This is a genomic window from Lachnospira rogosae (ex Hitch et al. 2025) (assembly GCF_040096455.1).
Classification (GTDB): Bacteria; Bacillota; Clostridia; order Lachnospirales; family Lachnospiraceae; genus Lachnospira; species Lachnospira rogosae.
The window spans coordinates 281171-293253 of the sequence record NZ_JBBMER010000002.1 but is presented as its reverse complement, the minus strand read 5'-3'; the positions used below and the strand labels follow the sequence as shown (position 1 = coordinate 293253).

Genomic DNA, 12083 nt, shown 5'->3' with positions numbered 1-12083 from the left:
TGCACCATTTTTAATACAAGCAATATTGCCATAAGAATGGAGAACAAACGTGAACAGCAAATGGATGGTATACGCCAAAAAAGCAGATTTTAAGCAGATAGCCTCTGAATACGGAATAGATCAGGTTCTTGCCCGTATAATAAGAAATAGGGATATATGCGGCAGTAAAGATATAGATATGTATCTTAATGGGAATCTTAACGATATACATAATCCTCATAGTATGAAAGATGCCGATAAATTTGTTGATATTATTACTAAGAAAATAGAGGAACATAAGCCTGTAAGAATAATCGGAGATTATGATATTGATGGAATATGTTCTATTTATATATTATTCTGCGGCTTAAAGGCGGCAGGAGCAGATGTGGATTATGTTGTGCCGCATAGGATAAATGATGGTTATGGAATTAATGAGCATTTAATAGACAATGCAATCAATGAAGGGATTGATACAATTGTTACCTGTGATAATGGAATAGCTGCATATAATCAGGTCAGGTATGCAAAGGATAATGGAATTACAATGATAGTGACCGACCACCACGATGTTCCATTTGAGATAAAGGACGATAAAAAGGTATACATTGTACCTCCGGCAGATGCAGTTATTAACCCTAAACAGGCAGATTGTGATTATCCATTTAAGCTGTTATGTGGAGCAGGCGTTGCATATAAGCTTATAAGCCTGTTATATGACAGATTAGGGCTTGATAAGAAAGAGCTTGAAGATTATATTGAATTTATGGCAATAGCCACTGTAGGTGATATAGTCGACCTTATTGACGAGAACAGAATAGTAGTTAAATATGGCCTTAAGCATATTGCACATACAAAAAATACAGGGCTTAGGGCACTTATAGAGGAGTGCCAGCTTGATATTAATAATATAAGCTCATATCATATAGGCTTTGTAATAGGACCATGTCTTAACGCCAGTGGACGTCTTGATACAGCAAGACAGGCAATTGAACTTATGCTTTGCAAGGATAATGAAAAGGCACATAATATGGCAAAAGAGCTTATAGCCCTTAATAATGAAAGAAAGTCAATGACAGAGCAGGAGACGCAGAAGGCAATAGAATTAGTAGAGAATACTGGTCTTCTTAAGGATAGAGTGCTTGTTATATATTTAAAGGACTGCCACGAGAGCATAGCTGGAATAATAGCAGGCAGAATTAAAGAAAGATATTACAGGCCTACATTTGTTATTACTAATGCTGAGGACGGGGCAAAAGGCTCAGGACGTTCAATCGAAGGCTATAATATGTACGAAGAGATTAATAAATGTAAAAATGTTCTCACTAAATATGGTGGACATCCTATGGCGGCTGGTTTATCATTAGCAATATCTGATATTGACATATTCAGAAAAATGCTGAATGATAATGCGATACTTACAGATGAGGATTTAATTCCTAAAATGTGGATTGATGTTCCAATGCCTGTATCGTATGCCAATATCCGGCTGGTTAACCAGTTAAAGCTGCTTGAACCATTCGGAAAGGGTAATGAAAAGCCGGTATTTGCAGATAGGAACTTATATGTAAAGACAGCTTCAGTTATTGGAAAGAATAAAAATGTTCTTAGATGCCAGTTAGAAACAGAGGACGGAACTTATGTACCTGCTGTACAGTTTGGAATTAATAATATAGATGATATTCCAAGGGCAGGAATGAGAATTTCTATAATATATTATCCGGATATCAATACGTTTAACGGAATAATGTCATTACAGATAATTATAAAGGAATGGAAGGAAACAATATGAGAGAGAGAATGAGGAAACTGACAGCTGCTATTCTTATGCTTGTAATGGTCAGCGTAATGTTTACAGCCTGTGGCAGTAACAGCAGTGATAAGTCAGACAATGCAACACAGGAAAGTACAAGTGCGTATGTAAGCGAAGACATAAAAGTAGCTGCACTTAAAGGACCTACAGCTATCGGAATGGTTAAGCTTATGAGCGATAATGAGTATAATAAAACAGCTAATAATTATACATTTCAGATAGAGGCGGCAGCAGATGCATTTACAGCAGACCTTATAAAGGGCGATGTCCAGATTGCAGCTATGCCTTGTAATGCGGCGGCAACACTTTATAATAAGAGTAATGGCAAGGTATCTGTTGTAGGAATTAATACACTTGGCGTGTTATATATACTTGATAATAAGGGCGAGGTAACTAATGTAAGCGACCTTAAAGGACGTACAATATACACAACAGGTAAAGGAACTACACCTGAATATACATTAAGATACCTTTTAAATACCAACGGAATTGACCCTGATAAGGATGTACACATTGAATTTAAGTCAGAGGCTTCCGAGGTTGCGGCTATTATGGCATCAGCGAAGGAAGAAACTGTAGCTATGCTTCCACAGCCATTTGCTACAACAGTTCTTATGAATAATAAGGAAGCAAGAATAGCTCTTGATGTTACTAAGGAATGGGAAAATGTATCAAAGGACGGAAGTACAGTAGTAACAGGTGTAATAGTTGTCAATACAGAATATTACAATAACCATAAGGCTGCGGTTGACAAGTTCCTTGAGGAATATAAGCTTTCAGCAGATTATGTTAATGCAAATGTAGATGAGGTTTCAACACTTGTAGAAAAATATGGTATAACAAAAGCCGCAGTTGCAAAGCAGGCAATACCTAAATGCAACATAACAATAATAACAGGCAGTGATGCCAAAGACAAAATAAGCAAATATTTAAATGTTCTTTACGAAGCAAATCCAGCTTCAGTTGGTGGAAAGCTTCCAGAGGACAATTTCTACAAATAAAATATATAAGAATGATGCATAGTTAAAGCAGTAAAAGCGGTAAAAGCAGTAAAAAGGCAATTCATTAGCAGAAAAATCGGTAGATATGATAATTCTGTATGAATTGCCTTTTTTATTATAATTAATGTGAATGTCTGTTAATATATTCTGTCTTGTATTTAGAGTAAACAATCTTCTGGCTGTTATAAAGACTGTAGTAGCCAGAGAGCATATAACTTATTGCTACGCATATAATTACGAATTTCATTGAACCAGCACCAAACATTTCAATTGATAATATGAAAGAAGTGAGTGGGCAGTTAGTTACGCCACAGAATACGCTTACCATACCGCACGCGGCACATAAGCCGATTGGAAGTCCGAATACAGGAGCCAAAAAGCTTCCAAGAGTTGCACCGACAAAAAGTGTAGGGACAATCTCACCGCCTTTAAATCCACCACCTAATGTAATGGCTGTAAACAGCATTTTTAAAATAAAGACATACCACGAACAGCTTGTTATAAAGCTTGCCGCAATCATAGGAGCACCAGCACCAAGATAATCAGTAGTACCGGTTATATATCTTAAAATAATAACAAGCACACCAGCTATTATAATACGGATATATGGGTTGCTTAAGTATTCAGAATATATTTTGGCTGATGAATGAAGCATATAACAGAATACAATGCTTGCGAGGGCAAATATTACTGACATTATCATAAATCTTATTCCGGTAGATATGCTTAGTTCACATATTTCGCTTATTATAAACATAGTTGGTGTTATATTGAATAACCCAGCTACGCCGGAAGCAATAAGTGCGGATATAATACAGGGAACAAGTGCGGCGTAATACATAACCCCCACACTTATAACCTCCATAGAAAATATGGCTGCGGCTATAGGAGTTCCGAAAAGAGCAGAGAAACAGGCACTCATTCCGCACATAATCATAATTCTTGTATCTTTGTCGTCAAAATGTAATATTTTGGCGATAAAATTGCTTAAGGAGCCGCCAACCTGCAGGGCTGCACCTTCTCGTCCTGCTGAACCACCGCAAAGATGTGTAAGCAGTGTTGATATTATAATAAGAGGAGCAACACGGACAGGAACTTCTGCATTGGACTGGATTGCTGTTATTACAAGATTAGTTCCTGTATTCTTGTCTTCGTGCGTAAAATGGTACATAAGAACGATTATTATACCGGCAGCAGGAAGAAAGAATAAAGTGTAAGGGTGTTGGATCCGAAAGCTTGTTACATATTGTAAAGCTTTATAAAATAATGCTCCGATAAGTCCTATAAAGCTTCCTGTAAATAAAGAGCAGAGAAGCCATTTGATAAGTGTTAAGGCTGCCATTCTTGCTCTTTGAAGTGTTTCAAGAGTAATATCAGGACTTATATCTAATATATCAGAGAGTTTTTTCATCAGGTTATCCTCTTTTCTTAGAGTGTTCACGTTAGTCGAACTTCTTTTTACTCATATTGCTGTTGTGATATTCAGGGTTATTAGTTACATCTTCTGTAAAAAACTCTGGCATAATGTAATTGTCAGCTTCTTCTATAGTGTTAAATTCAACTTCTGCAATAACAGTGCCGTTGAATGCTCCTTCAAATATGTCAAGTTCAATAGTGTATCCGTTACCATCCGGAATTTCATAACGCTTTTTGGTTATTATATTACCGTCAGCTTTTTTAATCAAATGTTCATACGAGTCTTTGGTGAGTGGAAGATTGTATTCTTCACGTGCTATCATACCACTGCCTTTGTAAGTAAGATAATAATCATCATTATCACGTCTTACCCTGACTACAGGTTTAGTTGAAAGATAACCCTGTTCAATATATCTGCAATTATAATTGTCCAGATTATCTGGCAATTGTGCAACTAAGAATTTACGTTCTATTTCCATAGTGTGTCTCCGTTTTCTGAATTTCATTGATAATATTTATATGTATCTATAAATACATATAAAAAAGACTGTCACCTAAGTGACAGTCGCAATATCCACTATCGAATATTAATTATTTAGCTGAGTTAACAGTATCCTTTAAAGCCTTACCAGCCTTAAACTTAGGTGCCTTAGAAGCAGGAATTTCAATAGCCTTACCTGTCTGAGGATTCTGACCTGTTCTAGCAGCTCTTTCAGCAACTTCGAAAGTACCGAAACCAACTAACTGAATCTTGTCACCATTCTTTAACTGTTCAGCAACAGTTTCTGTGAAAGCCTTTAAAGCCTTCTCAGCATCCTTCTTTGAAAGTTCAGCCTTCTCTGCGATTGCAGCAACTAACTCTGTCTTATTCATAATAAACTACATCCTCCTTAAATGAAATAAGTAATAATAAGTATAGGTTATTTATACTCCATATAGGTAATTTTGTCAATAAAAAACGCTTAAGAATTGCCTTATTTCGGCATTTTTCGCTGTTTTTGGTATTGGAATTATAATGTTAATTCCCCCCATTTATCATATAGCTCATCAAGCTCTTTGCTAAGAGCTTCCTTCCTGGTGTGTATTTCCATAAGTTTGGCAGTATCACTGCTTATGGCAGGGTCGGCGTACATATTATCAAGTTCCTCAATCTCAGCCTCAATTAAAGCCATACGTTCTTCAGTACGCTTGATTTCGTTTTTAATCTTCTTTTGCTGTGCCTGCTTTACCTTTTCTTCCTGCCAGTTAAGCTTTGAAATGGCTGAATTGCTGGATTTAGAAGTGTTATTGGTTATTGGTTTTGCTCCTAGTATATCCTTTTTTTCAAGATAATAGTCATAATTACCAATATAATTAACAACTGTTTTATTGGCAAGCTCAATAATTCTTGTTGCAGTAGAATTAATAAAGTATCTGTCGTGTGATACGAACAGGACAGTACCTGTGTAACTATTAAGTGCATTTTCAAGAATTTCCTTTGAAGTGATATCAAGGTGGTTAGTAGGCTCATCTAATATAAGGAAGTTGGCATTAGAGAGCATAAGTTTGGCTAATGATACACGTCCGCGCTCGCCACCGCTTAAGTCTTTTATATACTTAAATACATCTTCATTGGTGAATAAAAATGCTGCAAGTGTATTTCTTATCTGTGTATTATTAAGGTCTGGGTAAGCATCCCTGATTTCATCAAAAATAGTCTTGTCAGGGTCAAGAACGTGGTGTTCCTGATCATAATAACCAATATTTACTTTAGCACCAAGATATATCGAGCCTGAATCGGCAGGTATAATTCCATTAATTAATTTTAATATTGTTGTCTTGCCTGTTCCGTTACTTCCGATAAGTGCTACGCGTTCACCACGTTTAATCTGGAAGCATATGTTATCAAAAAGAACAGTTCCGTCAAAACCTTTAGTAAGGTTGTCTACAGTAAGGACATCATTACCGCTTATTACATTAGGTTCAAGCTTAATATCCATTTTGTCGTTTAAAATTTCAGGCTTATCGACAAATTCCATCTTGTTAAGCATTTTTTCACGGCTTTCAGCTCTTTTAATAGATTTCTCACGGTTGAACTGTTTAAGCTTTGTTATAACCTCCTCCTGATGTTTAATTTCACGCTGCTGGTTAAGATATTCCTTTAGCTGCATATTGCGCAGGATAGCTTTCTTTGAAGCGTAATCAGTATAGTTGCCTGAGAATACAGTTGCATTGCCATTGTCTAACTCGATAATCTTGCTTACTATCTTGTCAAGGAAATATCTGTCGTGGGCAACTATAAGTACAGCACCACTGTAGTTAAGCAGATAGTTCTCCAGCCAGCTTATAGACTCCATATCAAGGTGGTTGGTAGGCTCGTCAAGAAGTATAATATCAGGCTTTGATAATAAAAGCCTGCCAAGTGCAACCCGTGTCTTTTGTCCGCCTGATAAAGTATTAACATTAAGTGTGAAATCTTCTTCTGCAAAGCCAAGGCCTTTAAGAACACCAGTTATCTCGCTTTTGTAAGCGTAACCGTTGTTTAATTCAAACTCGTGGTTAAGGTCTGAATATTTCTTCATAAGTGTTTCAAGAGCTGTATCATCTGCTGATTTCATCTGGTTCTCAATACTTCTTAGCTGTGCTTCCATATCAAGGATATATTGCTTCACAGATAAAAGCTCATCATAAATGGTGTTGTCTGAATTAAGATTTTGCTGCTGTGAGAGATAACCTAAAGTCTTGTCCTTAGCTAACGTTACAAGTCCTGTGTCAGCAGGTTCAATTCCGGTTATAATCTTTAAAAGAGTAGACTTTCCAGCACCGTTGATACCAACGATAGCTGCTTTTTCGTGGTCTTCAATATTAAAAGAACAGGATTTGATAATAACATCTGTTCCAAAAGATTTACTTATATTATTACAGGAAAGAATCATAATAACAGTGTTCCTTTCTTTAAATTAATTAGTTGAATTATACTTGCTTTAAGAATAAATTGCAATTTTTTTGACTTATTTCTTCCTATAATGTATTATTAAAAAGTTAGACTAAGATAAGTGTATTAAATTTAAGAAATGAGGAAATGAATGAAATTTGACGAGTTAAACATTGATGAAAGAATATTAAGAGCTATTGAGGATATGGGATTTGAGGAAACTTCACCTATACAGACACAGGCAATTCCAGCTGTATGTGAAGGTATTGATGTTGTCGGACAGGCACAGACAGGTACTGGTAAGACAGCAGCATACACAATTCCTATGCTTATGAAGATAGACCCACAGATAAAAAAGCCTCAGGCAATCGTACTCTGCCCTACAAGAGAGCTTGCTGTACAGGTGGCTGAGGAGATAAGAAAACTTGCCAAATATATGAGTGATATTAAAGTTCTTCCAGTATATGGAGGACAGGAGATAGTAAGACAGATAAAGTCATTAAAGACGGGCGTACAGATTATTGTTGGAACTCCTGGAAGAGTTATGGACCATATGAGAAGAAAGACTGTTAAGTTTGATAATATTAATATGGTTATTCTTGATGAAGCTGATGAAATGCTTGATATGGGATTCAGGGAAGATATGGAAACAATTCTTACAGAAACGCCAGAAGACAGACAGACAGTAATGTTCTCAGCTACTATGCCAAAGGCTATTATGGATATTGCAAGAAACTTCCAGAAAGATGCCAGGATTATAAAGGTAGTAAGAAAAGAACTTACAGTATCTAATATAGAACAGTTCTATTATGAGGTAAGACCTAAGAATAAGACAGAAGTATTGTGCAGGCTTATTGATATATACAATCCAAGACTTTCAGTAGTGTTCTGTAACACTAAAAGACAGGTTGATGAGCTTATATCAGAGCTTAAGGGCAGAGGTTATTTTGCTGATGGAATACATGGTGATATGAAACAGCAGCAGCGTGACAGAGTAATGGATGACTTTAGAAGCGGCAAGGTAGACATACTTATAGCAACTGATGTAGCAGCAAGAGGAATTGATGTTGATGATGTAGATATGGTATTTAACTATGACATTCCTCAGGATGAGGAATATTATGTTCATAGAATTGGAAGAACAGGGCGTGCAGGAAGATCTGGAATGGCACTTTCATTTATAAGTGGCAAGGAAGTGTATAAGTTAAAGGATATCGAGCGTTACTGTAAGACTAAGATACTTGCAAAGCCTGTTCCATCATTGGATGATGTTAAGAACACCAAGCTTGATAATATGTTTGATAAAATCAGACAGACAATCGAAGAGGGTGGACTTACAGATATGGTTAATCTTGTTGAAGAACACGTTAATCAGGAAGAATATACATCTATGGATATGGCAGCAGCACTTTTAAAAATGCTTATAGGTGATACCCTTGACAGAGAAGATGAAGTAGAAGAATTCCATTTTGATACAGATAAAGATGATTCAAGAATGGTAAGACTCTTTATTAATATTGGAAAAAAGGATAAAATAAAGCCAGCTAATATTCTTGGAGCTATTGCAGGTGAATCTGGTATGCCTGGCAAGCTTGTAGGCGCGATAGATATGATGGACAACTATACATTTGTTGATGTACCAGCTATACACGCAGAGAAAATTCTTAAGGCAATGAATGATAACGTGCAGATTAAGGGACGCCGTGTTAATGTTGAGAAGGCTAACCAGTCAAGAGGCAAGGGCAGAGGAAAAGGCAAGCATAAGGACAAAGCAAGAAAGAATAAATAAATGAAAAAACAGGTGACATTAAGCAGTATAAACAGGGCAGAAGTATTAAGGTACTTAGGATACAAGGGAATAGGGGCAGATGAGACAATAAACAGCCTTATAGATGAATGTGAGGCAGAGGTCTTAAAAGCGGCAGTTCCAAGATATGTATACAGGGTAGTGGATGTGACACAGGTCGATGAGGGCGTAAGGCTTGAAGGGACTTCTGTTACATTAAAAGGAAACTCAATTAAAGAACATCTTAAAGGCTGTAATAAAGCGGCACTTATAGCAGTGACAATCTCTGATGGAATAGACAGGATGTTAAGGGTGATGCAGGCCTCAGACCTTGCCAGGGCTGTAATATCAGACAGTATGGCAAGTGCAGCAATTGAACAGGTATGCGATAAGGTTGAGGCTGTTATTAAAGAGGAACTTCCAGAGTATAACCAGACATTCAGGTTTGGAATAGGATATGGTGATCTGCCTTTGTCACAGCAGGGCGAATTCTTAAAAATACTAAATGCACCTAAGCTTATAGGGCTTAATATAGGAAAGACTGATATGATGACACCAACCAAGTCTGTAACAGCAGTTATTGGGCTTACAACCGGAGAGGTCAGTTCACAGAAAAAAGGATGTATGTCGTGTAACCTTAAAGGTACATGCAGATTCAGGGAAGCAGGAGGACATTGTAATGAATAAACTAAAAGAACTTTTACAAAAGGATTATGTAATTCTTGATGGTGGTATGGGTACTATGCTTCAGGCGGCAGGAATGAAGATGGGTGAAACACCTGAGATGCTTAATATTACAGAACCAGAACTTCTCATTTCCATACACGAGCAGTATCTAAAGGCAGGTGCAGACATAATATATGCCAATACATTTGGTGGCAACAGATATAAGCTTGAAGAATGTGGGCATTCAGTTGATGAACTTGTAACAGCGGGAATTAAAAATGCAAAGAAGGCGTGTGCCAATGTGAATCCACAAGCACTTGTAGCACTTGATGTAGGACCTATAGGACAGCTTCTAGAGCCAACAGGTACATTAAGCTTTGAGGAAGCTTATGAGATGTATGCTGAGATAGTCAAGGCTGGTGAGGCGGCAGGTGCAGATCTTGTTGTATTTGAGACAATGACAGATCTGTTAGATGTGAAAGCGGCAGTGCTTGCAGCAAAGGAGAATAGCCAGCTTCCAATAATGACGACTATGACATTTGAAGAAAATATGCGTACATTTACAGGATGTCAGATATCTTCATTTGCACTTACAATATCAGGACTTGGAGTTGATGCCTTAGGTGTCAACTGTTCACTTGGACCTAAGGAACTTGAGCCGGTTATTAAGGAACTTACAGGCTGGACTAATCTTCCGGTTATAGTAAAGCCTAATGCAGGACTTCCCGACCCTGTTACTAATGAATATAATGTGACAGCAGAGCAGTTTGCTGAATTTATGAAGGATTTAAGAAAGTATGGCATTAAAATATTCGGTGGTTGTTGTGGAACAACTCCTGAATTCATAAAGTGCTTATCAGATATGTTACATAAAGAAGGCAATTTAGCAAAAGAACCAGTGAAAATGCCATCGGCTGTATGCTCAGCTACAAGCACAGTTATAGTTGACCAGCCAAGAGTTGTAGGAGAGAGAATTAACCCAACAGGTAAAAAGGTATTTAAGCAGGCACTCTTAGATAATGATATGGATTATATACTTGGACAGGCATTAGAACAGACTGGTGCGGGTGCTGATATTCTTGATGTCAATGTAGGACTTCCGGGAATTGATGAAAGACAGATGATGGTTGATACTGTGAAAGCACTTCAGTCGGTTGTGGATGTGCCTCTCCAGCTTGACTCAACTATACCTGAGGTTCTTGATGCTGCATTAAGAGTATATAATGGTAAGCCGATTGTCAATTCAGTTAATGGAGAAGAAGACTCTCTTAATAACATTCTGCCAATAGTAAAAAAATATGGTGCGGCAGTAATTGGCCTTGCTCTTGATAAAGATGGTATTCCTAAGAAAGCAGAAGACAGAGTTGCCATAGCAAGAAAGATTATGGACAGGGCAATAGCTATAGGAATTCCTAAAGAGGATATATATATAGACTGTCTTACACTTACAGCCTCAGCCGAACAGGAGGGGGTAATGGAAACGCTTAATGCACTTTATGAGGTTAAGCATACTCTTGGCTTAAGGACGGTGCTTGGTGTATCGAATATATCTTTCGGACTTCCTAACAGAGTGCTTGTCAATCACATTTTCTTAACAATGGCTATGCAGAATGGTCTTGATCTTGCGATTATTAACCCTAACATATATGAGATGATGGGGGCAGTAAGGGCATATAAGCTTCTTGCCAATATAGATAAGAATTCTGTTGATTATATTAAGGCTTATGCTTCAATGCCTAATATAAGCAAGATTAATCCAATGAATACAGCGGCAAATGCAGTACAGGGTGGTCAGACAGCACAGGCAGGTGGAAGTGTTAATCTTAAGGATAAGAAGGGCAGTTATACCTGTGATGACTTATTCTATGCAGTAGAGAAAGGTCTAAAAAATGAAGGTGCAGCAATAACAGAAGAACTTCTTGCAGGTATGGATTCTATGGACATTGTTAATAATGCCTTGATTCCTGCACTTGATAAGATAGGTGAGGAGTTCGAGAAGGGAACATTATTCCTGCCACAGCTTATAATGGCGGCTGGCGTTGCACAGGGAGCGTTTGAGGTTATAAGAAAACATATGATTATGAGCAATAATGCACCTGTAAGCAAGGGAAAGATTGTTATTGCGACGGTTAAGGGAGATGTCCACGATATTGGAAAGAATATCGTAAAGGTACTTCTTGAGAATTATGGTTATGAGGTTATTGATCTTGGAAAGGATGTTGAATATCAGGTTGTTGTAGATGCGATTAAAGAAAATGGTGCGAAGCTTTGTGGTCTGTCAGCACTTATGACAACAACACTTGTTTCAATGAAAAAGACAATAGAACTTATACATAAGAACAATCTTGATTGTAAGGTTATGGTAGGAGGAGCAGTGCTTACTCCTGAATATGCTAAGGAAATACATGCGGATTTCTATTCAAAGGATGCAAAGGAGTCTGTGGATATTGCTAAGAGAGTGCTTGGATAGAGTACATTTCTTTACTTTTTAGCAAAATAGTTATATAA

At 37.3% G+C, this 12083-nt stretch carries 9 protein-coding genes; 5 read left to right on the top strand and 4 right to left on the bottom strand.

Features of this window, described 5'->3' with window-relative positions:
• The first annotated feature begins 64 nt into the window (after positions 1–64).
• Both recJ and WMO14_RS03695 read left to right on the top strand, forming a co-directional pair.
• Complete coding sequence (recJ, locus tag WMO14_RS03700; RefSeq protein WP_055306331.1) at positions 65–1771, top strand: single-stranded-DNA-specific exonuclease RecJ; 1707 nt, start codon at positions 65–67, stop codon at positions 1769–1771.
• Positions 1768–2793, top strand: a complete 1026-nt coding sequence (locus WMO14_RS03695; RefSeq protein ID WP_349153298.1) for an ABC transporter substrate-binding protein — start codon at positions 1768–1770, stop codon at positions 2791–2793. The genes recJ and WMO14_RS03695 overlap by 4 nt, the downstream gene beginning before the upstream one ends.
• Positions 2794–2914: 121 nt before the next feature.
• Here WMO14_RS03695 and WMO14_RS03690 read toward each other — a convergent pair whose 3' ends face one another.
• The 4 genes from WMO14_RS03690 to WMO14_RS03675 form a co-directional block, all read right to left on the bottom strand.
• Entirely contained in the window at positions 2915–4204 is a 1290-nt protein-coding gene (locus WMO14_RS03690) for a chloride channel protein (protein WP_172677767.1), read from the bottom strand.
• Positions 4205–4235: 31 nt separating this feature from the next.
• Complete coding sequence (locus WMO14_RS03685; protein WP_022502639.1) at positions 4236–4688, bottom strand: CYTH domain-containing protein; 453 nt, start codon at positions 4686–4688, stop codon at positions 4236–4238.
• 112 nt (positions 4689–4800) lie between these two features.
• Positions 4801–5082 (bottom strand): non-specific DNA-binding protein Hbs, encoded by a 282-nt coding sequence (gene hbs, locus WMO14_RS03680; RefSeq protein WP_022502640.1) that lies wholly within the window; start codon positions 5080–5082, stop codon positions 4801–4803.
• Positions 5083–5219: 137 nt separating this feature from the next.
• Complete coding sequence (locus WMO14_RS03675) at positions 5220–7124, bottom strand: ABC transporter ATP-binding protein (RefSeq protein WP_349153297.1); 1905 nt, start codon at positions 7122–7124, stop codon at positions 5220–5222.
• A 150-nt stretch (positions 7125–7274) separates the two neighbouring features.
• On the opposite strand from WMO14_RS03675, the gene WMO14_RS03670 reads away from it, so the two are divergent.
• The 3 genes from WMO14_RS03670 to WMO14_RS03660 are packed head-to-tail and all read left to right on the top strand — an operon-like array spanning position 7275 to position 12045.
• Positions 7275–8912, top strand: a complete 1638-nt coding sequence (locus WMO14_RS03670; protein ID WP_022502642.1) for a DEAD/DEAH box helicase — start codon at positions 7275–7277, stop codon at positions 8910–8912.
• Positions 8913–9596 carry a hypothetical protein gene (locus WMO14_RS03665; RefSeq protein ID WP_349153296.1) on the top strand — a complete coding sequence of 228 codons (684 nt, stop codon included), beginning with the start codon at positions 8913–8915 and terminating at the stop codon, positions 9594–9596.
• Positions 9589–12045, top strand: a complete 2457-nt coding sequence (locus WMO14_RS03660; RefSeq protein ID WP_349153295.1) for a homocysteine S-methyltransferase family protein — start codon at positions 9589–9591, stop codon at positions 12043–12045. Before WMO14_RS03665 ends, WMO14_RS03660 begins: the two co-directional genes overlap by 8 nt.
• Positions 12046–12083 lie beyond the last annotated feature (38 nt).

Excerpts from the sequence above, each read along its gene's own strand:
- WMO14_RS03695 (WP_349153298.1), top strand. The coding sequence starts at position 1,768 with ATGAGAGAGAGAATGAGGAAACTGACAGCTGCTATTCTTATGCTTGTA.
- WMO14_RS03690 (WP_172677767.1), bottom strand. The coding sequence starts at position 4,204 with ATGAAAAAACTCTCTGATATATTAGATATAAGTCCTGATATTACTCTT.
- recJ (WP_055306331.1), top strand. The coding sequence starts at position 65 with ATGGTATACGCCAAAAAAGCAGATTTTAAGCAGATAGCCTCTGAATAC.
- WMO14_RS03660 (WP_349153295.1), top strand. The coding sequence starts at position 9,589 with ATGAATAAACTAAAAGAACTTTTACAAAAGGATTATGTAATTCTTGAT.
- WMO14_RS03675 (WP_349153297.1), bottom strand. The coding sequence starts at position 7,124 with ATGATTCTTTCCTGTAATAATATAAGTAAATCTTTTGGAACAGATGTT.
- WMO14_RS03670 (WP_022502642.1), top strand. The coding sequence starts at position 7,275 with ATGAAATTTGACGAGTTAAACATTGATGAAAGAATATTAAGAGCTATT.
- WMO14_RS03685 (WP_022502639.1), bottom strand. The coding sequence starts at position 4,688 with ATGGAAATAGAACGTAAATTCTTAGTTGCACAATTGCCAGATAATCTG.
- hbs (WP_022502640.1), bottom strand. The coding sequence starts at position 5,082 with ATGAATAAGACAGAGTTAGTTGCTGCAATCGCAGAGAAGGCTGAACTT.
- WMO14_RS03665 (WP_349153296.1), top strand. The coding sequence starts at position 8,913 with ATGAAAAAACAGGTGACATTAAGCAGTATAAACAGGGCAGAAGTATTA.